Annotated in this window: 21 protein-coding genes and 1 pseudogene; 14 read left to right on the forward strand and 8 right to left on the reverse strand. The window is 72.9% G+C overall.

Going from position 1 to position 24,841, the window contains the following annotated elements; genetic code table 11:
• Window positions 1-6 precede the first annotated feature (6 nt).
• A complete protein-coding gene (locus HB370_RS28520) occupies window positions 7-687 on the reverse strand; it encodes an IclR family transcriptional regulator C-terminal domain-containing protein (RefSeq protein ID WP_030785015.1) in 681 nt (226 codons plus the stop codon).
• An 86-nt stretch (window positions 688-773) separates the two neighbouring features.
• Between HB370_RS28520 and HB370_RS28525 the strand changes: the two genes are divergently transcribed.
• Together HB370_RS28525 and HB370_RS28530 are read left to right on the forward strand one after the other, a co-directional pair.
• Window positions 774-1,418, forward strand: coding sequence for a nitroreductase family protein (locus HB370_RS28525; protein ID WP_030785012.1), 645 nt, complete (start codon window positions 774-776; stop codon window positions 1,416-1,418).
• A 31-nt stretch (window positions 1,419-1,449) separates the two neighbouring features.
• On the forward strand, window positions 1,450-1,983 hold the full coding sequence (locus HB370_RS28530; RefSeq protein WP_030785009.1) for a hypothetical protein: 534 nt from the start codon (window positions 1,450-1,452) through the stop codon (window positions 1,981-1,983).
• On the opposite strand, the gene HB370_RS28535 is transcribed toward HB370_RS28530, so the two are convergent.
• Complete coding sequence (locus HB370_RS28535) at window positions 1,973-3,157, reverse strand: serine hydrolase domain-containing protein (RefSeq protein WP_030785005.1); 1,185 nt, start codon at window positions 3,155-3,157, stop codon at window positions 1,973-1,975. The two genes, HB370_RS28530 and HB370_RS28535, sit on opposite strands and share 11 nt — an antisense overlap.
• Window positions 3,158-3,305: 148 nt before the next feature.
• Window positions 3,306-3,627, reverse strand: a pseudogene (locus HB370_RS28540) (helix-turn-helix domain-containing protein).
• A gap of 72 nt (window positions 3,628-3,699) precedes the next feature.
• Between HB370_RS28540 and HB370_RS28545 the strand changes: the two are divergent.
• Complete coding sequence (locus HB370_RS28545; RefSeq protein ID WP_106980690.1) at window positions 3,700-4,338, forward strand: NAD(P)-binding domain-containing protein; 639 nt, start codon at window positions 3,700-3,702, stop codon at window positions 4,336-4,338.
• Here the strand turns inward: HB370_RS28545 and HB370_RS28550 are convergent.
• Both HB370_RS28550 and HB370_RS28555 read right to left on the reverse strand, forming a co-directional pair.
• The gene (locus tag HB370_RS28550; RefSeq protein WP_051815785.1) at window positions 4,292-4,975 is read right to left on the reverse strand and encodes a glycerophosphodiester phosphodiesterase; all 684 of its coding nucleotides are present in this window, start codon (window positions 4,973-4,975) and stop codon (window positions 4,292-4,294) included. The two genes, HB370_RS28545 and HB370_RS28550, sit on opposite strands and share 47 nt — an antisense overlap.
• Window positions 4,976-5,054: 79 nt before the next feature.
• Window positions 5,055-6,188: an adenosine deaminase gene (locus tag HB370_RS28555; protein WP_106980689.1), complete on the reverse strand. Its 1,134-nt coding sequence runs from the start codon at window positions 6,186-6,188 to the stop codon at window positions 5,055-5,057.
• Window positions 6,189-6,736: 548 nt separating this feature from the next.
• Between HB370_RS28555 and HB370_RS42500 the strand changes: the two genes are divergently transcribed.
• Window positions 6,737-7,669: a DUF4190 domain-containing protein gene (locus tag HB370_RS42500; RefSeq protein ID WP_280117758.1), complete on the forward strand. Its 933-nt coding sequence runs from the start codon at window positions 6,737-6,739 to the stop codon at window positions 7,667-7,669.
• A 92-nt stretch (window positions 7,670-7,761) separates the two neighbouring features.
• Here HB370_RS42500 and HB370_RS28565 read toward each other — a convergent pair whose 3' ends face one another.
• Entirely contained in the window at window positions 7,762-8,325 is a 564-nt protein-coding gene (locus HB370_RS28565; protein WP_037701992.1) for an NADAR family protein, read from the reverse strand.
• A 208-nt stretch (window positions 8,326-8,533) separates the two neighbouring features.
• Here HB370_RS28565 and HB370_RS28570 point away from each other — a divergent pair, with 208 nt between their 5' ends.
• From HB370_RS28570 to HB370_RS28605, 8 genes are all read left to right on the forward strand, one after another.
• Window positions 8,534-10,069, forward strand: coding sequence for a gamma-aminobutyraldehyde dehydrogenase (locus tag HB370_RS28570; RefSeq protein ID WP_030784982.1), 1,536 nt, complete (start codon window positions 8,534-8,536; stop codon window positions 10,067-10,069).
• A gap of 53 nt (window positions 10,070-10,122) precedes the next feature.
• Window positions 10,123-11,370 (forward strand): spermidine/putrescine ABC transporter substrate-binding protein, encoded by a 1,248-nt coding sequence (locus tag HB370_RS28575; RefSeq protein ID WP_030784979.1) that lies wholly within the window; start codon window positions 10,123-10,125, stop codon window positions 11,368-11,370.
• Entirely contained in the window at window positions 11,367-12,527 is a 1,161-nt protein-coding gene (locus HB370_RS28580) for an ABC transporter ATP-binding protein (RefSeq protein ID WP_030784973.1), read from the forward strand. The genes HB370_RS28575 and HB370_RS28580 overlap by 4 nt, the downstream gene beginning before the upstream one ends.
• On the forward strand, window positions 12,527-13,456 hold the full coding sequence (locus HB370_RS28585; RefSeq protein ID WP_030784970.1) for an ABC transporter permease: 930 nt from the start codon (window positions 12,527-12,529) through the stop codon (window positions 13,454-13,456). Before HB370_RS28580 ends, HB370_RS28585 begins: the two co-directional genes overlap by 1 nt.
• Window positions 13,457-14,257 carry an ABC transporter permease gene (locus HB370_RS28590; RefSeq protein WP_030784966.1) on the forward strand — a complete coding sequence of 267 codons (801 nt, stop codon included), beginning with the start codon at window positions 13,457-13,459 and terminating at the stop codon, window positions 14,255-14,257.
• 47 nt (window positions 14,258-14,304) lie between these two features.
• A complete protein-coding gene (locus tag HB370_RS28595; RefSeq protein ID WP_030784963.1) occupies window positions 14,305-15,735 on the forward strand; it encodes an FAD-dependent oxidoreductase in 1,431 nt (476 codons plus the stop codon).
• 110 nt (window positions 15,736-15,845) lie between these two features.
• On the forward strand, window positions 15,846-16,304 hold the full coding sequence (locus HB370_RS28600; protein ID WP_030784959.1) for a hypothetical protein: 459 nt from the start codon (window positions 15,846-15,848) through the stop codon (window positions 16,302-16,304).
• An 85-nt stretch (window positions 16,305-16,389) separates the two neighbouring features.
• On the forward strand, window positions 16,390-18,210 hold the full coding sequence (locus HB370_RS28605; protein WP_030784956.1) for a glycoside hydrolase family 18 protein: 1,821 nt from the start codon (window positions 16,390-16,392) through the stop codon (window positions 18,208-18,210).
• Window positions 18,211-18,216: 6 nt separating this feature from the next.
• On the opposite strand, the gene HB370_RS28610 is transcribed toward HB370_RS28605, so the two are convergent.
• Together HB370_RS28610 and gabT are read right to left on the reverse strand one after the other, a co-directional pair.
• Complete coding sequence (locus HB370_RS28610; protein WP_037701989.1) at window positions 18,217-18,843, reverse strand: phosphatase PAP2 family protein; 627 nt, start codon at window positions 18,841-18,843, stop codon at window positions 18,217-18,219.
• Between the two features lie 394 nt (window positions 18,844-19,237).
• Complete coding sequence (gene gabT / locus HB370_RS28615) at window positions 19,238-20,572, reverse strand: 4-aminobutyrate--2-oxoglutarate transaminase (protein WP_030612955.1); 1,335 nt, start codon at window positions 20,570-20,572, stop codon at window positions 19,238-19,240.
• Between the two features lie 278 nt (window positions 20,573-20,850).
• On the opposite strand from gabT, the gene HB370_RS28620 reads away from it, so the two are divergent.
• Both HB370_RS28620 and HB370_RS28625 read left to right on the forward strand, forming a co-directional pair.
• Window positions 20,851-23,019, forward strand: coding sequence for a hypothetical protein (locus tag HB370_RS28620; protein WP_030784952.1), 2,169 nt, complete (start codon window positions 20,851-20,853; stop codon window positions 23,017-23,019).
• 85 nt (window positions 23,020-23,104) lie between these two features.
• Window positions 23,105-24,682 carry a PucR family transcriptional regulator ligand-binding domain-containing protein gene (locus HB370_RS28625; RefSeq protein WP_030784950.1) on the forward strand — a complete coding sequence of 526 codons (1,578 nt, stop codon included), beginning with the start codon at window positions 23,105-23,107 and terminating at the stop codon, window positions 24,680-24,682.
• Window positions 24,683-24,841 lie beyond the last annotated feature (159 nt).

A 24,841-nucleotide genomic window follows, 5' to 3' on the forward strand; every position in this document is an offset into this window, starting at 1 on the left:
CCCCGGTCACCCCTGCGCCTCCAGCGCGCGGCTCACCGTCGCCGCCGTCCGGCACACGGCCGGGGCGAGGCGCGGGGAGCGGGCGGTCGTCGGGGCGGTCAGGGAGACGGCCGCCACGGGGGTGCCGGACCGGAACACCGGCGCCGCGAAGGACAGTTCGCCCAGGCGGTGCTCCTCGTGGGCCTCGGCCAGGCCGGTCGCGCGGACCCGGGCCAGATGGGCGGCGAGCCGGCCCGGGGCGGTGAGGGTGCGGGGGGTGTGCCGCTCGGCGGCGGCCGGGGCCGTGAGCAGGCCGTGGGCCAGCAGGACCTTGCCCGCGGCCGTGGCGTGCGGGGGCAGCCGTTGGCCGGTGACCAGGCACAGGGCCGTACCGCCGGCCGGGATCACCACGTCCGCGTGCCCGCCGGTGTGCGCGGTGAGGGCGCGCAGCGCCGGCAGGGCCGAGTCCAGCAGGCCGCGCGGGCAGGGGGCGGCGGCGCCGAGGGCACGGATCCGGGTGCCGAGGCGGTAGGAGCCGTCCGAGGCCCGCTCCAGCCCGCCCCAGGCCACCAGTTCCCGCACCATGCGCAGCGCGGTCGGCACGGGCAGCCCCGTGCGGCGGGCGATCTCCGTCAGGCGCAGCGTGACCGGCGCGTCCACGAACGCGTCCAGCACGGAGAAGACCCGCCCCGCGACGCTCTCCGCCATCCGCCCCTCCGTCCGCCCCGCCCGCGTTTTCGCCCAGTGAAAGCCGGGCGTTGCCGCCGGCCGGCCCCGCCCGCGAGGGTCAACGCATGACTCTCGCTCTCTCTTCCGACCAGCTGCTGTCCACCACCCGCGCCGTCCGCCACCGCCTGGATCTCAGCCGTCCGGTGCCGCGCCGGCTGCTGGAGGAGTGCGTGGACCTGGCCGTCCAGGCGCCGAGCGGACGCAACCGGCAGCGCTGGCACTTCGTCATCGTCACCGACCCCGAGCGGCGGGCCGCCCTGGCCGACGTGTGGCGGGCCGGGGTGGCCACGCCCGGGGCCAGTGAGCCGCTCCCGGAGCGGGACGTGCGGCGGGCGTCCGTGGCCCGGATGGACCGGGTGTACTCCGGCACCGCGCACCTGTACGCGCATCTGCACGAGGTCCCGGCGCTCGTCGTGCCGTGCGTGGAAGGGCGTACCGACCACGCCCCGGTGCTGCGCCAGGCCGGCACCTGGGGTTCCATCCTGCCGGCCGCCTGGAGCTTCATGCTCGCCGCCCGCGCCCGGGGCCTGGGCACCTGCTGGACCACCGGGAACCTGGTGGACGAGCGGGAGTCGGCCCGAGTGCTCGGCATTCCGTACGACGACGTGATGCAGGCGGCGCTGATCCCGGTCGCCTACACCCTCGGTACCGACTTCCGGCCGGCACCCCGCATCTCCCGGGACCGGGTGCTGCACTGGGACCAGTTTTGAACACGTTCAATTCCAGGCGTACGCTCCTTCCATGAGCGACAGAGCCGCCCTGCTCAAGGGCATCCGCGCCTGGTTGGTCCTCTTCGTCGTGTGCCTCGTCCTCAGCGGGGCCACCGCCTTCCCGCTGGTGCACGAACTGCGCTGGACCGAGAGCGCGTTGCGCGCACTGTCCGTGCCGGAGCACCTGCCCGGCCTGATGGCGTGGATCGTCCGGGTGCGCGAGGGCCTGGACACCGTCGACGCCGAGTACCCCTTCGTCCTGTACGGCACCGACTGGCTGGCCTTCGCCCACCTCGTCATCGCGGTCGCGTTCTACGGCCCGTACCGCGACCCCGTCCGCAACATCTGGGTGATCGAGTTCGGGATGATCGCCTGTGCCGGGATCATCCCGCTCGCCCTCGCCTGCGGACCCGTCCGCGGAATCCCCTTCTGGTGGAGCCTGATCGACATGTCCTTCGGGGTGTTCGGCGTCGTCCCGCTCCACGTCGTGCGGAAGAAGATCAAGCGGCTGGAGGCGCTCGGCACCCCGCCCGCGCCCCCGGCCGCCGCGCCCGTCAGCGGTTGAACGCGGGGAACGCGAGGCGCTGGGCGGCGGCCTGCTGGCCGTCGCCCTTGGCGTCCGTGGAGTTCGCCGAGTAGACGAGGGTGCGGGACAGGTCGCGGGTCGCGGCGATCCCCGCCGTGTAACCCGGCCGCGAACCGCCCTTGCCCCAGACCACCTTGCCGTTCACCTCGATCCGCTCCAGCGCCGCGCCGTAGTGCGGGTCGGGCACGTCGGGCAGGGTGAACATCTCGCGCAGCTGCGGCTCGGGCACCACCCGGCCGCGGAACAGCCCGACCAGGAACCGCTCCAGGTCGGCGGTGGTCGAGATGAGGTCACCGGCCGCGAAACGGTCGGTCATGTTCCACTCGGTCACATCGACCAGCTTGCCGTCGATCCAGTCGTAGCCCCGGTTGTGCGGCCCGTGGATCCCGGTGTCCCCGGCGGCGGGGAAGGAGCTGTGCCGCATGCCGAGCGGCCGGAAGATCCGCACCTGCGCCTGGTGGGCGTACGAGTCACCGGTCACCTTCTCGATGAGCAGGCCGAGCACGGTGTAGTGGATGTTGCCGTAGGTCTGCCGGGTGCCCGGGCTGTACGCCGGTCCCTGGGCGACGGACGCCGCGACGACCTGCTGGGGCGTCAGCGTCTCGAAGCGGTGCGGGTAGCCCGCCTCGACGGTGTCACCGAGGGAAGCCCCCGGCTTCAGGCCGCTGGTGTAGTTCAGCAACTGCCGTACGGTGATGGGCTCCTTGAAGTCCTCGGTGAGCAGGCCCGGCAGATACCGCTGCACGGAGCCGTCGAGGTCGATCCGGCCCTCCGCGGCCAGTTGCAGCACGATCGCGGCGGTGACCACCTTCGTCACCGAACCGGCCCGGAACCGCGCGTTCTCCAGGGCCGGCGCCCCCGTGCGGACGTCCCGCACACCCGCCGTGCCCCGCCAGTTGCCGTGGCCGCCGACCCGGACCAGCGCGGCCGTGATGTCGTGGTCGGGCAGCCCGGCGAGCGCGGCGGCCAGGGCCTCGGCGTCCGGACCGTACGTGCCCTTGGCGGACGCGGACGCGTGGGGCGCGGACGCCGGTGCGGCGAACGCCGGCGCGGCGGCCGAACCGGCGGCCAGCGCGGCGACGAGTCCGGCGGCCACGAGGGCGGTACGGCGGCGGGTACGGCTGGACGTGCTGGTACCGCGGGTGCGGCGCATGACGGGCTCCTCGAGGAGATCGGGTGCGGCTTCCTGATCATCCTCGGACGGCGGCCCGCCGCCCGGATCCTCTCCGAGGAGGGGGCGCGACCCTTGCGCGACCCCGAACAACCACCGGGGCGCGTACGGGCGTTGTCAGGGATGGCCCCTACGGGAGCGGGTCCCGGCCGTCACCGGCGTAACGCTCCTGAGCCGCCATGACCTCGTCGCCGTGCTCGAAGGCCCACGCCCCGAACGCGTCGATCGGTCCGAGCAACGTCCGCCCCAGAGAGGTGAGTTCATACTCCACGCGGGGCGGCGCGCCGCCGTACGCCCGGCGGGTCACCAGCCCGTTGAACTCCAGCCGCCGCAGCGTCTCGGTCAGCACCTTCGGACTGATCCCGCCGATACGCCCGCGCAGCGCGCCCGGCCGGCACGGGCAAGGACAGGCGGGCCCGGCAGTCGGCGAGGAAGGGCTGGTCATGGCTCACGTACCGAATGGTGCCCGAGCGGCTTCCTAATGTCGTGCCCGAATCCGAACGGACAGGCAACGGGAGGCAGTCGTGCGCATCGGAATACTCGGTACCGGAGCCATGGCACGGGCGCTGGGCGAACAGTGGGAACGCGCCGGACACGACGTGGTCGCGGGCGGCCGGACACGGGGCGGCCTGCGTGCGGCGGCGGAGCACGGCACGGACGCGGTGCTGCTCGCCGTGCCGTACGCGGCGGTCGTGGACGTCGTCGCCGGACTCGCCGGCACCCTGGCCGGACGGGTGCTGATCGACTGCACCAACCCCGTCGGCCCGGACTTCGGGCTGCTCACGGCCGGCGGCCCGGCCGCGGCCGAGCGGATCGCCGCCGCCGCGCCCGCCGCCCGGGTGGTCAAGGCGTTCAACCTGTGCCACGAGAGCGTCTGGCGGCTGACCCCGCCGGTCTTCGCCGGCCGCCCGCTCGCCGTCCCCCTGTGCGGGGACGACGCGGACGCGCTCGCCGTCGTCCGGCGGCTCGTCCGCGACCTGGGCTGCACGCCCCTGCACGCCGGCGGGCTGGACCGGGCCGGGCTGGTGGAGGCGACGGCCGCGCTGCTGATCCGGCTGTGGGTGGGCGAGGGCGCGGACGCGCAGGCGATCGCGCCGCCGCTGGAGTTCGCCGGGGTCAGCGGGAGCGCAGCGCGTGCAGGACGTCGATCCGGTTCGTCGTGATCGAGTCCACGCCCAGTTCCAGCAGCCTGCTCATGGAGCGGCGGGTGTCCGGGGTCCACACGGACAGCAGACAGCCGTCGCGGTGCACCCGGGCGGCCAGCTCCCGGCCGACCAGGGAGAAACGGTAGTTGAGCCAGCGCGGGCGCACGGCGGCGAGCAGCGCCGGGCGGGGCGGGGCCAGGGTCGTCCAGGTCATGGCGATCTCGGCGGCCGGGTCGGCGGCCCTGACGGCGAGCATCGCCTCGGCGCCCGCGCTGTAGTAGACGCGGTCCCGCGCGCCGCTCTGCCGGATCACGTCCAGTGTCCGCTCGACCGTACGGCGGCCGACCGGACCGCACAGGTCCACCATCACCCGGCTGTCACCGGTCGCGGCCAGCGCCTCGGCCAGCGTCGGCACCCCGCCCCCCGTCAGCCCGCGCAGCTCCTCGGCGGACAGCGCGGCCAGCGGCCGGTCCACCTCCCACAGCCGGCGCAGCGTCCCGTCGTGCAGCAGCACGGGCACGCCGTCCCGGGTGAGCCGTACGTCGATCTCGACGGCGTCCGCGCCCTGCCCGAGCGCGGAACGCAGCGAGGCGAGGGTGTTCTCACGGAAACGGTAGGGGTCGCCGCGGTGGGCCACGGCGGTCACGGTCTGCATGCGCCCCATTGTGGCCGTGCGGTGCCCGGGATCCGGGGGCGGGGGCGGTGGGTGAGGGGCGGGGGTTCGGCGCGGTGGCTCAGCCGGCGAGCCAGGCGCTGGTGTAGTCGTCGATCTCCCGGGTGATCCTGGCCTTGCCCGCCGCGTCCAGGAAGGAGACCTCGACGGCGTCCTTCGCGAGCGCGGCGAGGCCCCGCTCGTCCAGTTCCAGGAGCCGGGCGGCCACCGCGTACTCGTTGTTCAGGTCGGTGCCGAACATCGGCGGGTCGTCGGAGTTGATCGTCACCAGCACCCCGGCCCGCGTGAACTCCTTGATCGGGTGCTCCTCCAGGGAGCGGACCGCGCGGGTGGCGATGTTGGAGGTCGGGCAGACCTCCAGCGGGATACGGTGCTCCGCGAGGTACGCCAGCAGCTCCGGGTCCCGCGCGGAACTGGTGCCGTGCCCGATGCGCTCGGCGCGCAGGTCGCGCAGCGCGTCCCACACCGTCTCCGGGCCGGTCGTCTCCCCGGCGTGCGGGACGGAGCGCAGACCGGCGGCGACGGCCCGGTCGAAGTACGGCTTGAACTGCGGCCGGGGCACGCCGATCTCCGGCCCGCCGAGCCCGAACGACACCAGGCCCTCCGGGCGGATCCGGTCCTCGGTGGCCAGCCGCGTCGTCACCTCGGCCGCCTCCAGACCGGCCTCGCCGGGAATGTCGAAGCACCAGCGCAGCACGGTGCCGAACTCCGCCTCGGCGGCCTTGCGGGCGTCCTCGATCGCGTCCATGAAGGCCCGCTCGTCGATGCCCCGCCGGGTGGACGAGAAGGGGGTGATGGTCAGCTCCGCGTACCGCACCTGCTGCCGGGCCAGGTCGCGGGCCACCTCGTAGGTGAGCAGCCGGACGTCCTCCGGGGTGCGGATGAGGTCCACGACCGACAGATAGACCTCGATGAAGTGCGCGAAGTCCGTGAAGGTGAAGTACTCGGCGAGGGCCTCGGGGTCGGCGGGGACCTTGGAGCCGGGGTGGCGGGCGGCCAGCTCCGAGACGATGCGGGGGGAGGCGGAGCCGACGTGGTGGACGTGCAGTTCGGCCTTGGGCAGTCCCGCGATGAAGGAGCGAAGGTCGCGGTCGGCGGTGCCGGTGGCGGGTACGGCGGTGTCGGTCAAGGGGTCCTCCCCGGGAACGGCGCCCGTGGACCGCGGCGGGCGGCCCGGGCGCGGTGATCGGCTGATCGGTGGCGCGGGTTCATCGTAGGCCCCGGGGCCGCGGTGTCCCGTGCGGCCCGTAGCATGACGGGACCGTCCAGGAGAGGGGTCCCTTCACCATGTCCGACGAGGCGCCGCAGTCCACGCCGGGGGAGCGCACCGCACCCGACCGCGGGCCGGCGGAACCGGCTCCGACGTCCGGGCAGGGGGCCTCGGCAGCCCGGGCTTCCCAGGACGACGCGACACCCTTCGTCTCCCTGGACAAGGGGCCGGCACCGACGGCACCCTCTGCGGACCGGATACCGGGGCCGGTGGATCCCGGGGCGGACCGGATACCGGGAGTGGCGGAGCCCGGGGTGGACCGGATACCGGGCGCGGTGGACCCCCGGGCGGACCAGGCAGCGGCGCTCGCAGCGTCCGGAGCGGACCGGGCGCCGGCGCCTGCGGAATCCGGAGCGGACCAGGTACCGGTGTCCCAGACCTCCGGAGCTGAGGCGGCATCGGCGTCTGCGGCGTCCGGAGCTGACGCGGCGTCGGCGTCTGCGGCACCCGTAGCTGACGCCACGTCGGCATCCGTGGCTCCCGGAGCCGACCCGGCCTCCGTCCAGGACGCGCCCCCGGCCCCCGCCCCCGCCTCGGTTCACGACCGGCAGACCCTGGCCTCGCTGCCGACGGCCCCGGAGCCGACCGCCCCCGCCGACAGGACGCTCGCCGACGCCCCGCCCGCGTCCTGGGCCGGCCCCGCCGGCGGAACCGGGGCCCCGGCCCCCGCGTCACCCCTGCCCACCGCCCCGGCCCCCGCCCCGCAGCCCAACCCGTTCGCGCCGCCCGCGCCCACCCCTCAGCCGGAGTCCTTCTCCGCGCCCGCCCCGGTCCCGAACCCCTTCGCGCCGCCCGCGCCCACCCCTCAGCCGGAGTCCTTGTCCGCACCCGCGCCGGTCCCGAACCCCTTCGCGCCGCCCGCCGCCGGACCGGCGGCCCACGCCGCCTACCCCTTCCCCCACTCCGGCCCCGCCCCGGCCCCGAACCCCTACGCGCCCCCCACCTCCGGCCCGGCGGCCCAGGCCCACCCCTTCGCCCCGCCCGCGGGACCGGAACCCGTGCCTCCGCCGCCCATCGCCCCCGACGGTCCCGGGCAGGTGCCGTACGGCTACCCGGGCACCCTGCCGGCCTACGGCTACCCGGGCCCGGCGCACGCCCCGTACGGCGCCGCCCCCAATCCCGTCGGCAACGGCTACGGCTGGCCCGGCATGCAGGCGGCCCCGAGCAACGGCATGGGTACGGCCTCCCTCGTGCTCGGCATCCTCTCGGACATCGGCTTCCTGGCCTGGCCGCTCGCCCTGGTGCTGGGCATCCTGGCGATCATCTTCGGCGCGCTCGGCCGGGGGAAGGCGAAGCGGGGCGAGGCCACGAACCCCGGGGTGGCCCTGGCCGGCCTGATCTGCGGCGCGACGGGCGTCGTCCTCGTACTGATCGTGTTCGCCGTCATCATCGCGGCGTTCGGCTGACCCACGCGCCGCCACCCGCGGGCGCCGGCCCCTGCCGGCCGTCGGCGCCCGTCAGCCGGCGGCGGCCCACCCCAGCCGGCGCGCCCGCCCCCTCAGGCCCCCGCCCCCGCCAACCGCTCCCGCGCCTCCATCAGGGCGAAGCCCAGCAGGTTCAGTCCCCGCCACCGCCGCGGGTCCGACGCCGCCTCGTCGTCGGCCGCGAGGCCTATGCCCCAGACGCGGTCCACGGGGCTCGCCTCCACCAGTACCCGGTCCCCGGTGTTCAGAAGGAACTGCCGGAGGTCGTCGTCGGCGGCGAACTTGTGCACGCTGCCCTCGGTCACGATCCGGAACCGCTCCCGCTGCCAGGTCTCCTCGTCGAAGCCCCGGACCAGCCGCCCGGCCTTCTTCGCGGCGGCGGGATGCGCCGCGGCCAGCACCCGGCGCTCCGCCTCCGCGTCCCCGAACAGGCGGGCCTTGCCGGCCATCATCCAGTGCTCCGCCGTCGCGTACTCCACCCCGTCCACCACGAACGGTGACGGCCACCACTGGCTCAGACAGCTCGCGCCGATCCGCCCGTCCGGCCGCGGCCGGTGACCCCAGAAATGCAGGTACTTCACCCGGGTCCCCGCCCGGACCTCCCTGATCAGGGATTCCACCCCGTCGATCTTTCCCATGCACGCGAGTCTGGCAGGCACCACTGACAATCCGTCCGCCCTTTTGCCCCCCGACTCGACATCTGGTCGACAGATTCCGTCGCGTAACCAAAAGGCAACAACGGAATCACTTGTTGGTGCCCTATGGCTCTGTCAGGATCGGCACTCAAATCGAGCTGGAGCTACGCCACCCACCCCCGGGACGGGGCGTACGGCGGAGGAGAGCGACATGCACAACCCGGGCACCGCCACCCCGGAACGATTCCCCGCCCAGGACCGGTTCGCGGACGGCGCGCAGTTCATCGCCGGCCGGCCGGCCAAGGGCACCTCGGGCCGCCACCACGCCGTGGTCGACCCCGCCACCGGCCGGGAGGTGTACCGCTACGAACTGGCCGGTCCCGACGACGTGGACGCGGCCGTCGCCGCCGCGCGGGAGGCGTTCCCGGGCTGGGCCGCCGCCACCCCGGGCGAACGCGCGGAGGCCCTGCACCGGTTCGCCGGTGTGCTCGCCGAGCGCGCCGAGGACCTGGCCCGCGCCGAGTCCCTCCAGTGCGGCAAGCCGCTCAAGCTCACGCGCGAGTTCGACGTGCCGGGCACCGTCGACAACACCGCCTTCTTCGCGGGCGCCGCCCGGCACCTCCAGGGGCAGTCCGCCGGTGAGTACTCCGGGGACCACACGTCGTACGTCCGGCGCGAGCCCATCGGGGTGGTCGGGTCCATCGCGCCCTGGAACTACCCGCTCCAGATGGCCGCCTGGAAGATCCTCCCGGCGATCGCCGCGGGCAACACCATCGTGCTGAAGCCCGCCGAGATCACCCCGCTGACCTCGCTGATGTTCGCGCGGGCGGCCACGGACGCGGGCATCCCGGCCGGGGTCGTCAACATCGTCACCGGGACCGGGAAGGAGGCCGGCGAGCACCTGGTCGGACACCCGGACGTCGCCATGACCTCCTTCACCGGGTCCACCGCCGTCGGCCGGCGCGTCGCCGAGATCGCCACCGCCACCGTCAAGCGGCTGCACCTGGAGCTGGGCGGCAAGGCGCCGTTCGTCGTGTTCGACGACGCCGATCTGGAGGCCGCCGTGCACGGCGCGGTCGCGGGCGCGCTCATCAACAGCGGCCAGGACTGCACGGCCGCCACGCGTGCGTACGTGCAGCGTCCGCTGTACGAGGCGTTCGTGGAGCGGACGGCGGCGCTGATGGAGACCGTCCGGCTCGGCGACCCGTTCGCGCCCGGCACCGACCTCGGGCCGCTGATCTCGCACGCCCAGCGCGACCGGGTGGCCGCCTTCGTGGACCGGGCGCGCGGCTACGCACGCGTGGTCACCGGCGGCGAGGCACCCCAGGGCGAGCTGAAGGACGGCGCCTACTACCGGCCCACCCTGATCACCGGCGCGGCCCAGGACAGCGAGATCGTCCAGTCGGAGATCTTCGGCCCCGTCCTCGTCGTCCTGCCCTTCGACAGCGACGACGAGGGCCTGCGGCTGGCCAACGACACGCCGTACGGCCTGGCCGCCTCCGCGTGGACGGGCGACGTCTACCGTGCGAACCGGGCCACCCGCGAGATCAAGGCGGGCTGCGTCTGGGTCAACGACCACATTCCGATCATCAGCGAGATGCCGCACGGCGGCTACAAGGCATCGGGCTTCGGCAAGGACATGTCGGCGTACTCCTTCGAGGAGTACACGCAGATCAAGCACGTCATGTTCGACAACACCGCGGTGGCCGCCAAGGACTGGCACCGCACCGTCTTCGGGGACCGCTAGAGACCGACCAGGCCACCGACCAGGCCGATCCCTCCCGAAAGGGCACCACGCGCATGGAGCAGTACGAGCCCGAACGCCTGACCCCGCCCCAGGCGGCCGCCCTGCGGCGCGGCCTCCGCGGCGGCAGGGCCGCCCTGACCCGCCGGTCGCTGCTGCGGGCCGCCACCGGCGGCGCGCTCGCGGCCGGCGGCCTCGGGACGCTCGCCGCCTGCGGGATCCCCGCGGCGGGCAGGAACCCGGGCGGCACCTCCGCCCAGGACCACTCGGCCACGGAGAAGGTGGTCAACTTCTCCAACTGGACCGAGTACCTCGACGTCGACGACAGCGGCAAGCACCACCCCACCCTGGAGACCTTCCGAGAGCGGACCGGGATCACGGTCCACTACACCGAGGACATCAACGACAACAACGAGTTCTTCGGCAAGATCAAGCCCCAGCTCGCCGCGGGCCAGGACACCGGCCGGGACCTCATCGTCCTCACCGACTGGCTGGCCGCCCGGATGATCCGCCTCGGCTGGGTGCAGAAGCTGGACCCGTCCCACCTGCCGCACGCCTACACCAACCTCTCGGCCCAGTTCCGCGACCCGGACTGGGACCCCGGGCGGGCGTACTCGTACCCCTGGCAGGGCATCTCCACCGTCATCGCCTTCAACAGGAAGGCGCTGGACGGCATCGAGGTGCGCTCGGTCTCCGACCTGCTGGACAACCCGAAGCTCAAGGGACGCGTCGGCTTCCTGTCGGAGATGCGCGACAGCGTGGGCATGACCCTGCTCGACATGGGCAAGGACCCGGCGCGGTTCACCGACGACGACTACGACGCGGCGATCGCCCGCCTCCAGAAGGCCGTCGACAAGGGCCAGATCCGCCGCTTCACCGGCAACGACTACACCTCCGACCTGTCCAAGGGCGACTTCGCCGCCTGTATCGCCTGGGCCGGAGACGTCGTCCAGCTCAAATCGGACAACCCGCACATCGACTTCGTCATCCCCGACAGCGGCTATGTGACGTCGACCGACAACCTGTGCGTCCCCAACAAGGCCCGCCACAAGACGAACGCCGAACGGCTGATCGACTTCTACTACGAGCCCGCGCAGGCCGCCGCGCTCGCCGCGTACATCAACTACGTGACACCGGTCGACGGGGTGAAGCCCTACCTTGCGAAGATCGACCAGGACGCGGCGGACAATCCGCTGATCGTCCCCGACAAGGCCATGCAGGCGAAGTCCCATGCCTTCCGCTCCCTGAGCCAGAAGGAAGAGACGGCCTACGAAGGAAAGTTCGCGAAGCTCACAGGGGCGTGACGACGATGAAGACGACACCAGACAACAGCGGCGACGTCCGCCTCTCCGGAATCTCCAAGACCTACGGCTCCTTCACCGCCGTACACCCGCTGGACCTGACCGTGCCCGAGGGCTCCTTCTTCGCCCTGCTCGGCGCCTCCGGCTGCGGCAAGACCACCACCCTGCGCATGATCGCCGGCCTGGAGGAGCCCACCACGGGCACGGTCCGGCTCGGTGACCAGGACGTCACCCACCTGCCGCCGTACAAGCGCCCGGTCAACACGGTCTTCCAGTCCTACGCCCTCTTCCCGCACCTCGACATCTTCGAGAACGTCGCCTTCGGCCTGCGCCGGCGGGGCATCAAGAGCGTGAAGAAGCAGGTCGAGGAAATGCTGGAGCTGGTCCAGCTCGGCGAGCAGGCGCGCAAGAAGCCGCACCAGCTCTCCGGCGGCCAGCAGCAGCGGGTCGCCGTGGCCCGCGCCCTGATCAACCACCCCAGGGTGCTGCTGCTGGACGAGCCGCTCGGCGCCCTCGACCTGAAGCTGCGCCGCCAGATGCAGCTGGAGCTCAAGCGCATCCAGACCGAGGTCGGCATCACCTTCGTCCATGTCACGCACGACCAGGAGGAGGCCATGACCATGGCCGACACGGTCGCCGTGATGAACGGCGGCCGGGTCGAGCAGCTCGGCGCGCCGGCCGACCTGTACGAGAACCCGCGGACCACGTTCGTCGCGAACTTCCTCGGCACCTCCAACCTGATCGAGGCCGAGGTCGGCACCCGCAGCGGCGACGACATCGTGCTGAAGGCGGGCGACGGCAAGCTGGTGCTGCCCGGCGCCCGGTGCGCCGCCCCGACGACGGCCGGCGGCAAGGTGCTGGTGGGCATCCGCCCGGAGAAGATCGCGCTCACGCACGCCGACGACGCGGGGGAGATCCCGGCCGGCCGCAACCGCCTCACCGGGAAGATCGCCGACGCCAGCTTCATCGGCGTCTCCACGCAGTACGTCATCGACAGCCCGGTCTGCGCCGGCCTGTCGGTGTACGTGCAGAACGTCGAGCGCGACGGCCGGCTGGTGCCCGGCGCCGACGTGGTCCTGCACTGGAGCCCGGCCCACACCTTCGCCCTGGACGCGGCCCAGGCCATCGACGCGGGCACCGGGGAAGAGGTCGCCGCCTGATGTCCACGCTCACCGAGGCGCCCCCGCCGCTCGGCCCCGCCGCACCCGAGGAGAAGCCCCCGCGCCGGCGCGGCCGGTTCACCCCGTACTGGCTGCTGCTGCCCGGCATGCTGTGGCTGATCGTCTTCTTCGCGCTGCCGATGGTCTACCAGGCCTCCACCTCCGTGCAGCAGGGCTCCCTGGAGCAGGGCTACAAGGTCACCTGGCACTTCGCGACCTACTGGGACGCGCTGCACGCGTACTGGCCGCAGTTCCTGCGCTCCGTGTGCTACGCCGCCGCCGCGACCGTGCTGTGCCTGCTGCTCGGCTACCCGCTGGCGTACCTCATCGCCTTCCGCGCCGGCCGCTGGCGCAACCTGATCATGATCCTGGTGATCGCGCCGTTCTTCACCAGCTTCCTGATCCGCACCCTGGCCTGGAAGACGATCCTCGCCGACAACGGCCCCGTCGTGCACGCCCTGAACACGCTGCACGTCCTGGACGTGACCGGCTGGCTCGGCTGGACGGCCGGCGACCGGGTGCTGGCCACCCCGCTGGCCGTGGTGTGCGGACTGACGTACAACTTCCTGCCGTTCATGATCCTGCCGCTGTACACCTCGCTGGAGCGGATCGACGGGCGGCTGCACGAGGCGGCCGGCGATCTGTACGCCCGGCCCTGGACCACCTTCCGCAAGGTCACCTTCCCGCTGTCCATGCCGGGTGTGGTCTCCGGGACGCTGCTGACCTTCATCCCGGCCGCCGGCGACTACGTCAACGCCGAACTCCTCGGCTCCACCGACACCCGCATGATCGGCAATGTCATCCAGACGCAGTTCCTGCGCGTCCTGGACTATCCGACGGCCGCCGCGCTCTCCTTCATCCTCATGGCCGCCATCCTGGCCATGGTCACCCTCTACATCCGCCGGTCGGGGACGGAGGACCTGGTCTAAATGCCCTTCCTGAACTGGCTCAAGCGCCGGCTCGTCGTCATCGCCGGCCTGCTGACGCTCGCCTATCTGCTGCTGCCGAACATCATCGTCACGGTGTTCTCCTTCAACAAACCGAAGGGGCGCTTCAATTACGAATGGCAGCGGTTCTCCGCGGACGCGTGGAAGGACCCGTGCGGGGTCGCCGACATGTGCGGCTCGCTCTCCCTCAGCCTCCAGATCGCCGTCTGGGCGACGGTCGGCGCCACCGTCCTCGGCACGATGATCTCCTTCGCGCTGGTCCGCTACCGCTTCCGCGCGCGCGGCGCCGTCAACTCGCTGATCTTCCTGCCGATGGCCATGCCCGAGGTGGTCATGGCCGCCTCGCTGCTCACCCTGTTCCTCAACATGGGCGCACAGCTGGGCTTCTGGACGATTCTGATCGCCCACATCATGTTCTGCCTGAGTTTCGTCGTCACCGCCGTCAAGGCGCGCGTGATGTCGATGGACCCGCGTCTGGAGGAGGCCGCCCGGGACCTGTACGCCGGTCCCGTGCAGACCTTCCTTCGGGTCACCCTGCCCATCGCGGCACCCGGAATCGCCGCGGGCGCGCTGCTGTCGTTCGCGCTCTCCTTCGACGATTTCATCATCACCAATTTCAACGCCGGCTCGACGGTCACCTTCCCGATGTTCGTATGGGGCTCGGCGCAGCGCGGAACGCCCGTGCAGATCAATGTGATCGGCACCGCCATGTTCCTCCTCGCCGTCCTGTTCGTCCTCGTCGCGATGGTCCTCGGAAACCGCCGGAACAAGCAGAAGGCATAGGCCTTTTCACGGGCCTTGCCGGACATCCTCTGTAGGGAGTTGAAATCATGGCCCCAAGCGCCATGAGCCGTGGGAAAGACAACTGGATCGCCTCTCTCTCCGAAGCCCAGCCGGTCCCGTACTGGCTGGAAGACCCCGGCAAGCCGGCCGCCGAGCCCGCCCTCACCACCGCCGAGACCTGCGACCTGCTGGTGGTCGGCGGCGGCTACAGCGGGCTGTGGACCGCGCTGAACGCCAAGGAGCGCGACCCCGGGCGCGACGTCGTCCTGCTGGAAGGCCGCGAGGTGGGCTGGGCCGCCTCCGGCCGCAACGGCGGCTTCTGCGCCGCCTCCCTCACGCACGGCCTGCCCAACGGCCTCACCCGCTGGCCCGGCGAGATCCACACGCTGGAGGAGCTGGGCCGGCGCAACCTCGACGAGATCGAGGCCGCGATCGCCCGGCACGGCATCGACTGCGACTTCGAACGCACCGGCGAGATCGACGTGGCCACCGAGACCTACCAGGCCTGGGAGCTGAAGGACTGGCACCGGGAACTCCAGGAGAAGGGCCTCGCCGACGGCATCGAGTACCTGGACGCCGACGCCGTGCGCGCCGAAGTCGACTCGCCCACCTTCCAGGCGGGCCTGTGGGACCGCCGGGGCGTGGCCATGCTGCACCCGGCCAAGCTCGCCTGGGGCCTGAAGCGGGCCTGCCTCCGGCTCGGGGTGCGGGTGTACGAGCGCACGCCCGCCCTCACCCTGAGGACCTACGGCGCCGGGATGGCCGTACGCACCCCCTACGGCGCCGTCCGCGCCCGCAAGGTCGCGCTCGGCACCAACATCTTCCCCAGCCTCGTGCGGCGCGTGCGGTCGTACACCGTCCCGGTCTACGACTACGCCCTGATGACCGAGCCGCTGACCGCCGATCAGCTCGCGTCCATCGGCTGGAAGAACAGACAGGGACTGGGGGATTCGGCGAACCAGTTCCACTACTTCCGGCTCTCCGCCGACAACCGCGTGCTGTGGGGCGGCTACGACGCGATCTACCCCTACGGCGGCCGGGTGCGCGCCGAGTACGACGACCGGCCCGAGACGTACGCCAAGCTCGCCGGCCACTTCTTCACCTGCTTCCCGCAGCTGGAGGGCGTCCGCTTCACCCACGCCTGGGGCGGCGCGATCGACACCTGCTCCCGGTTCTCCGCGTTCTTCGGCACCGCCCACCAGGGCCGGGTGGCCTACGCGGCCGGCTACACGGGCCTCGGGGTCGGCGCCACCCGGTTCGGCGCGGACGTGATGCTGGACCTGCTGGACGGGGAGCGCACCGAGCGGACCGAGCTGGAGATGGTCCGCAAGAAGCCGCTGCCGTTCCCGCCGGAGCCGTTCGCCTGGACCGGCATCGCCCTCACCAAGTGGTCCCTGGCCCGCGCCGACGCGCACGGCGGCCGGCGGAACCTGTGGCTGCGGACGATGGACCGGCTGGGACTGGGCTTCGACAGCTGAGGTGACCCACCTCACCCCACGGGCTTCGTGAAGTCGCGTAATGCCCCGGGGCCGCCTCCCTCTCACCTCTCGACGCATCCGCGTCCATGACCGAGAGGGAGGCTTTTTCGATGACTGGGACGAAGACGGCCGTCGCGTGGCTGGCATCCGTCGCACCGGACCCCGAGGCCTGCCGCCGGGAGTGGGAGCGCAACCCCCACGGGGTCGCCCTGCTGCCCGCCGGCAAGGCCTGGGACGTCCTGATCCTGCCGGGTGACCTCGGCCACCCGACCCTGGACGTGCTCACCCGCCTGCTCGACCGGCCCGGCCCGGTGCTCGCCGGCTTCGGCGACAGCCGGATCGGGTTCCTCGTGCCCGCGGGCACCGCGGCCCGCTGGGTCGGCACCGGCGTCCGCACCGCGGGGGCCGGCACCTGGATCGTCGTGCCGTATCCGGGCCGGGTGGCCCGGGGCGTGCGCTGGCTGGTGCCGCCGGACGGCTCCGGCACGCTGACCGACCCGGCGCTGCTGGAACTGGCGATGCACGAGGCGGCGGCGGAGCGGGCCCGGCGCGGTGATGCGGACCGGTAACGCCCGGACACCTTGACAGCGGGATTGGTCTGGACCAAATTGTGTGCGCTCCGCTCCTCCAACTCCCCCGGCCCCGGAGGCCCTCGTGGAACGCACCAGACGTCGCAGATCCGTCCTCGCCGCGCTCACGGCCGTAGCCCTGGCCGTGCCCGGCATCACCGCGCTCTCGTCGGCCGCCCGTGCGGCCGACGCGGACGTCGCCGTCAACGGCGGGTTCGAGTCCGGCCTGACCAGCTGGACCTGCACCGCCGGAACGACGGTCAACTCACCCGTGCACAGCGGAAGTTCGGCACTCCAGGCCACCCCGGCCGGCGGCGACAACGCCCAGTGCGCCCAGACGGTGACCGTCCAGCCCAATGCCCAGTACACCCTGTCCGGATACGTCCGCGGCTCCTACGTCTACCTCGGCGCGAGCGGCACCGGCACCACCGACGTCTCCGCCTGGACCCAGTCCGCCCCCGACTGGCAGAAACTGAGCACCACCTTCCGCACCGGGGCCGCCACCACCAAGGTCACGATCTACACCCACGGCTGGTACGGCACCGGCGCCTACCAGGCCGACGACATCACCCTCGTCGGCCCCGGCGGCAGCGGCACCACCCAGCCGCCCGCCGCCCCGGCCGGCCTGAAGACCACCACCGTGACCTCCTCCTCCGTCGGACTGTCCTGGTCGGCGGTGACCGGCGCGACGGGTTACGCGGTCTACCGTGACGGCGTCAAGGTGCAGACGGTGACCGGGACTTCGGCGACCGTCTCCGGACTCGCCGCCTCCACGGCGTACGGCTTCCAGGTCACCGCGGTCAACGAGGCCGGCGAGTCCGCGAAGTCCGCGGTCGTCACCGCCACGACCAGCCCCGGCACGGGTGGCGGGGGCGGCGGAGGCTCGTCCGACCTGCCCGCCCACGCCCTCGTCGGCTATCTGCACGCCAGCTTCGCCAACGGCGCCAGCTACACCCGGCTCGCTGACGTCCCCGACAGCTGGGACGTCATCGACCTGGCCTTCGGCGAGCCCACCTCGGTCACCTCCGGGGACATCCGCTTCAACCGCTGCCCCGTCACCGAGTGCCCGAACGTGGAGAGCGACGCCGAGTTCAAGGCGGCGATCAAGGCCAAGCAGGCGGCCGGCAAGAAGGTGCTCATCTCCATCGGCGGCCAGAACGGCCAGGTCCAGCTGACCACGACCGCGGCCCGCGACACCTTCGTCTCCTCGGTCTCGAACATCATCGACACCTACGGCCTGGACGGCCTCGACATCGACTTCGAGGGCCACTCGCTGTCGCTGAACGCGGGCGACACGGACTTCAAGAACCCGACCACACCCGTGATCGTCAACCTGATCTCGGCGCTGAAGACCCTGAAGGCCAAGTACGGCGCCAAGTTCGTCCTCACCATGGCCCCGGAGACGTTCTTCGTGCAGAACGGCTACCAATTCTACGGCTCCGGCAAGTGGGGCGGCCAGGACCCGCGCTGCGGCGCCTACCTCCCGGTGATCCACGCCCTGCGCGACGACCTGACCCTGCTGCACGTCCAGGACTACAACTCGGGTCCGATCATGGGCCTGGACAACCAGTACCACTCCATGGGCGGCGCCGACTTCCACATCGCCATGACCGACATGCTCCTGACCGGCTTCCCGGTCGCCGGCGACCAGAACAACGTCTTCCCGCCGCTGCGCCCCGACCAGGTCGCCATCGGCATGCCGGCGTCCACGAACGCGGGCAACGGCCATGTCTCCCCGGCCGAGGTCACCAAGACCCTGGACTGCCTCACGAAGAAGACGAACTGCGGCTCCTACACCACCCACGGGACCTGGCCGGCCCTGCGCGGCCTGATGACCTGGTCGGTGAACTGGGACCGGTACGCGAACTGGGAGTTCCAGAAGACGTTCGACGCCTACTTCGGCTGACCGCCTCTACTTCGGCTGATCCGCCTGCTTCGGCTGACCGTGCCCGCTCCGGCTGGTGACGCGGGCGAGGAGGGCCAGCGGCACGGCGCCCAGGCACCAGCCGGCCAGCACGTCCAGCGGCCAGTGGTAGCCGTGCCGGACCAGGCCGTAGGACACCCCGAGGACCAGGACCCCGCAGCCGGCCGCCAGCGCGCGGCGGGCGGCGGGGGAGCGGAGCCAGGGCAGCAGGAGCAGGGCCGCCGAGCCGTAGGCCACCACCGCCGTCGCGGTGTGACCGGACGGGAAGTAGCCCGTCGCCGGGGGCACCACCGGTGTCCCCGGCCGGTCGGTCCACTCCTTCAGCGGTACGACGACCGCCGGGACCAGCGCCATCAGCACGACGGCGGTCAGTGGCGGCAGCCACCAGCGGGGGGCGCCCCGGACCCGGCCGAGCCACAGGGCGGCGGCGAGGGCGAGGGCCAGCACCGGGACGGCGACCTGGACGTTGCCGAGGTCGGAGAGGAACTGGGAGAACCCGTCCGGATGGGCCAGGGCCCGGCTCGCCTCGGCGTCCGGCCGCAGCAGCGGCCCGTCGGTGAGCACCTGCCAGGTGATCAGGGCGAGGAGGACCACCGGAAGGACCAGGAGCAGCATGGGCCCAGCTTGGCAGGTCGAATCCGGCGGGGCGGAAGGAGGTCGGCCGCCCCGGAACAGGGGGGATGGTTCCGAGGCGGCCGTCCGGACCGGTGTGCCGCGCGCCCCGGGGGGTTTGGGGCGGCGACCGTCCGATCGGTGAGGAGATCCCGGAGCCGGGAGGCACCGGATGTGTGCGCGAGGGCACGACCGGATCGAAGCTGGGGAGGCCTCGGCCCGGATCCGTCCACGGTCCCCCGTGGGCGGGGTGTATCTCTCATCGGGAGAGAACCTACGGCAGGCGGGGGCGGTTGGGCAGACGGAATCCCTTCCTCTCATCCACCCCGCACACCTTCTTCACACGGCCTGCCGCAGGCACCTCCACAGGTCCGGACCTCTCGGCCCGACGCGCGGGTCAGATGCGCGCGAAGGCCTGCTCGATGATGTCGAGGCCCTCGTTCAGCAGGTCCTCGCCGATGACCAGCGGGGGCAGGAAACGCAGCACGTTGCCGTAGGTGCCGCAGGTCAGGACCAGCAGGCCCTCGGCGTGGCAGGCCTTGGCGAGCGCGGCGGTGGCCTCCGGGTTCGGCTCCTTGGTGGTGCGGTCCTTGACCAGCTCGATGGCGATCATCGCGCCGCGCCCGCGCACGTCGCCGATGATGTCGAACTTCTCGGCCATGGCGGTGAGGCGGCCCTTCATGACCTCCTCGATGCGCTTGGCCTTGCCGTTGAGGTCCAGCTCCTTCATCGTCTCGATCGCGCCGAGCGCACCGGCGCAGGCGACGGGGTTGCCGCCGTAGGTGCCACCGAGGCCACCGGCGTGCGCGGCGTCCATGATCTCCGCGCGCCCGGTCACGGCGGCGAGCGGCAGACCGCCGGCGATGCCCTTGGCGGTCGTGATCAGGTCCGGGACGATGCCCTCGTCCTCACACGCGAACCACTGGCCGGTCCGGCAGAAACCGCTCTGGATCTCGTCGGCGACGAAGACGATGCCGTTGTCGGCGGCGAACTGGCGGATCGCGGGCAGGAAGCCCTTGGCGGGCTCGATGAAGCCGCCCTCGCCCAGCACCGGCTCGATGATGATCGCGGCGACGTTGTCCGGGCCGACCTGCTTGGTGATCTGCTCGATGGCCTGCTTGGCGGCCTCCGGGCCGGCGTTCTCCGGGCCGGTCGGCCAGCGGTAGCCGTACGCCACCGGCACGCGGTAGACCTCGGGGGCGAACGGACCGAAGCCGTGCTTGTACGGCATGTTCTTCGCGGTCAGCGCCATCGTCAGGTTGGTCCGGCCGTGGTAACCGTGGTCGAACACGACGACGGCCTGCCGCTTGGTGTAGGCGCGGGCGATCTTGACGGCGTTCTCGACGGCCTCCGCGCCGGAGTTGAACAGCGCGGACTTCTTGGCGTGGTCGCCCGGGGTCAGCTCGGCGAGGGCCTCCGCGACCGCCACGTAGCCCTCGTAGGGGGTGACCATGAAACAGGTGTGGGTGAAGTCGGCGAGCTGGGCGCTCGCGCGGCGCACCACGGCCTCGGCGGAGGCGCCGACGGAGGTCACGGCGATACCGGAGCCGAAGTCGATGAGGCTGTTGCCGTCCACGTCCTCGATGACACCGCCGCCGGCGCGGGTGACGAAGACCGGCAGCGTGGAACCCACACCCTGGGCGACCACGGCGGTACGGCGGGCCTGAAGCTCCTGCGACTTCGGGCCGGGGATGGCGGTGACGACGCGGCGCTCCTGCGGAAGTGCGGTCATGGGGGCTCCCTGATGATCTTGCGTACCGGGCGGTCCCGGGCGGTTCCGGGCGGTGCGTTTACGGACGCATACCTTCTTTTCTCGCAGGCTAAGACCGGTTCCGGGGGGTGGGCATGCTCCATGTGGGCGTTGTCGGCGCGTCCCCTTGTCCGCGGTGGACATAGCCCGCCCGGACGGCTGTGGCCCGCTTCCGCCGTGTAAGCGGTGAACTCCCCTTGCCGGGGCGTTAGATTGGCTCGCTGATGGCGGACGGAACGGCTGGTCAGGGGGCAGGGTCGATGGACACCGACGGCACACGGGACGCACGCGAAACGCCTGCGACACCGGTACCGCACCCACCGGCACCACGGGAGGCGCCCGCGACACCGCTGGTGGGGGCGGGGGTGCCGCCCATGCCGCCAGGGCTGCCGCCGGCGCCCCTCGTGCCCCCCGGCGCGCCTCCGAAGCCGGAGACCTCTCCCTTTCTGACCTGGCTGCGGACCCCCCGCCCGGAGGCGGCGCCCGGCATCTGGCGCTTCGGGCACCGGCCACGGCCCCAACAGGAGCCCGAGCAGATTTCGACCCGGCAGCTGCTCAGCGGAGCCCTGATCTCCTTCCTCGTGGGCTGGCTGGTGTGGTCCCTGCTGTGGAACGGCTACTTCGGCACCTGGTGGGTGCTGCCGCTGGACCTGTTCACCCCCGACTCCTGGCGCCGGAGCAACGACCGCGTCGGCAACGCGATCCTCTGGTACTCGTACTACGCCGTCATCGCCCTCGCCATCCTGCTGGTGGTCGGCCGGCTCGGCCGGTGGGGTGAGGTCTGGCGCCGTTTCGGACCGCGCACCTGGGGTGCCACCGCCCAGGCGGCCGCGCCCCCGCCCGCCCCCGACCAGGATCCCGCCGAATGGCCCCAGCTCCGGCAGGCCGGGGCCTACGAGGCCGCGGAGCGGCTTGCCGCCGAGGCGAAGGCCGGGCTCATGCGGGACGTGGACCATGCCCGGCTCAGCCGTGCCTGGCAGGGCGTACGGACCGGCCGGCACAGCCTCGCCACCTTCACCGGTGCCGTGCTGAAGGACGGCGCCGCCGCCTGCCCGCACCCCTCGGGCGCCCGCGACCTGCCCGCCCGGTACGCCCGGCACGACCTGCTCACCGGCCAGGTCCGGCTCGGCACCACGGCCGACGACCCCCGCAACCCGTACCACTACCGCGGCGCCGGCCTCGCCCTCGGCCCGGACCTGCTGGGCACCTCCCTGCTCGCCGTCGGCCCGGCCGGCTCCGGCAAGACCGGCGCCCTGGTGCGCCCGCTCGCCGAGTCGCTGTGCCTGCAGGCCCTGGCCGGCCGGGCGTCCGTCGTGGTGGTCGGCGCGGCGGGCGCCGGACTCGGCCCGGCGGAGTCCTATGACGTCGTCGTACGCATCGGCCACCCCGACTCCGTGTACGACCTCGATCTCTACGGCGGTACCACCGACCCCGACGAGGCCGCCGCCATACTCGCCGAGGCCCTCGTCGGTGACCTCGCCGACCCGCACCCCGGCAGCGACAGCCGCCGCTCCACCACCGTCCTCGCCCAGCTGCTCGGCCCCTTCCGCGCAGTCCACGGCCGCTTCCCCTCCGTGCCGGAGCTGCGGCAGCTGCTCGACGGTGCCCCGGGGCCGCTGGCCGCGCTGCGCAAGGCGCTGACCGACGCCGGACACGCCTCCCTGCTCAGGGAACTCGACGCCCGGGAGCGGCAGCTGGCCCACCCGGGGGACGTCGGCTCGGTCCTGGCCGACCGGATCGCCCTGCTCGACCGACCCGCCTTCGCCTCCTTCTTCGACACCTCCGGCCAGAGCCGGCCGTTCTCGCTGCGGTCCCTCGACCACCCGGTCCGGGTCCGCATCGACCTGCCCCAGCGCGGCCACGCCGACGCCTCCCGGATCCTGTCCCGGCTGGTGCTCGCCCAGTTCACCGCCTCCGTGACGGTGCGGGAGGACCGCTCGCTCTTCGCCTGCCTGTTGCTCGACGACGCCTCGGGGGTCGTCACCCCGGAGGCCGTACGCGGCATCCAGCGGCTGCGCAGCGCCAACGCCGGTACCGTGCTCACCCTGCGCACCCTGGACGACGTACCCCGGCCGCTGCGCGGCCCGCTGCTCGGCGCCACGGGCTGCAGGATGGCGCTGTCCGGGCTCACCCCCTGGGACGGTCAGGACTTCGCCGAGGTGTGGGGCAAGGAGTGGATCGAGGCCCGGGACGTCACCGACCGCCAGATCATCGCCGAGACCCCGGCCGGCAAGGCCGTGCACATGCTGCGCCGGGTCATCACCGGCCAGGCGCCCACCGCTCGTGCCGTCACCGTCCGTCAAGTAGAGCGGGAGCGCTGGTCCGCGTCCGAGTTGGCTCATGGGGTGCCGCCGGGGCACGCGGTGTTGTCGTTGACCACCGTGCAGGGCGAGCACGCGCCGCCGTTGCTGGTCGATCTGCGGGGGTGAGCGGTCGTACGGTGAGGCAGAATCGGGATGGGCCGTTCATACACCGCGGCCAAAAGATCACCGGATCCCTCACCGTGAAGGCCCCATGCCCCCGACTCTTGCCTCGCTCGTCAACCACTCCGCGCTCAAGCTGACCGTGCGCGCGGGCGAGGACCACCTCGACGTGCCCGTCCGCTGGGCGCACGTCAGCGAGCTGGCCGACCCCGTGCCCTACATGGAGGGCGGCGAGCTGCTGCTGATCACCGCGCTCAAGCTGGACGCCGAGGACCGGGAGGCCATGCGGCGCTACGTGCGCCGGCTGGTCGGCGCCGGCGTCGTCGGGCTCGGGTTCGCCGTCGGCGTGAACTACGACGAGACGCCCGAGCCGCTCGTCGACGCCTGCGCGCAGGAGGGCCTGCCGCTGCTGGAGGTGCCCCGCCGCACCCCGTTCCTCGCCATCAGCAAGGCCGTCTCCGCGGCCATCGCCGCCGACCAGTACCGCGCCGTGACGGCCGGTTTCGCCGCCCAGCGGGAGCTGACCAAGCAAGCCCTCGGCGCCGGCCCCGAGGGCGTCCTCGGGGCGCTCGCCGCCCAGGTCGACGGCTGGGCGGCGCTGTACGACGCCTCGGGCGCCGTCGTCGCCGCCGCCCCGGACTGGGCCGGCCGCCGCGCCGCCCGGCTCACCGCCGAGGTGGAGCGGCTGCGCGAACGCCCCGCCCCCGCCTCCTCCGTGGTCGGCGGACCGGACCACGAGGACCGGGTGGAGCTGCACAGCCTCGGCACCGGCCGCCGCCCCCGCGCCGCGCTCGCCGTCGGCACCGCCGCCGCCCTCGGCACCGCCGAACGGTACGCCGTCCACTCCGCCATCGCCCTGCTCACCCTCACCACCGAGCGCTCCCGCTCCCTGCACGCGGCCGAGCAGCGCGTGGGCACGGCGGTGCTGCGCATGCTGCTCGCCGGGGAGCCGGACCACGCCCGGGCCGTCGCCGGCGACCTGTACGGCGCGCTGCTGGACGCCCCGTTCCGGATGATCGTCGCCGAGTCCGCGTCCGGCCCGGCGGGCGAACACCTCGACGAGCTCGCGGAGACCGTGGAGTCCGCCGCGGCCCGGGCCGGGGAGGCCGTACTGGTGGTGCCCGAGGGGGAGCGGCTGGTGGTGCTGGCCGCCGACGAGGGCGCGGCGGTGGCCGCGTGCACCGCCTACGCCGCCGCGCGCGAGACCGAGCGGGCGCGGCCCGAGCAGGGGCGGGCGGACGAGGACGGCCTGGTCGTGGGCCTGTCCGCGCCCACCGGGCCCACCGCGGCGTCGGCCGCGTACAAGCAGGCCGAACAGGCGCTGTCGGTGGCGCGGCGGCGGGGCCGGGTGTTCGTGGAGCACGAGCAGCTGGCGGCCGGGTCCGTGCTGCCGCTGCTGGCCGACGACGCGGTGAAGGCGTTCGCCGACGGGCTGCTGCGGGCGCTGCACGAGCACGACGCCACCGGGCGGGGGGACCTGGTCGCCTCGCTGCGGGCGTGGCTGTCCCGGCACGGGCAGTGGGACGCCGCCGCGGCCGACCTGGGGGTCCACCGGCACACCCTGCGGTACCGGATGCGGCGGGTCGAGGAGATCCTCGGGCGCAGCCTGGACGATCCCGACGTCCGCATGGAGCTGTGGCTGGCGCTGAAGGCGACGGCGACGGAGTGACCGAGGGGGCCCTGTCCCGCCGCCCCCGCGCCGATTACCTCGCCAAACCGGCGTACCCCTCGCATCGACTGCTACGACTCGGACAAACGACCCCCGGCCGCCCCCGCCCTACCGTGGACCTCGCAAGCCAAGCACACCCCCAACGCGGAAGGGCCGGGA

Origin of the sequence: Streptomyces sp. DSM 40868, from assembly GCF_011820545.1 — a bacterium.
GTDB classification, from domain to species: domain Bacteria; phylum Actinomycetota; class Actinomycetes; order Streptomycetales; family Streptomycetaceae; genus Streptomyces; species Streptomyces eurythermus.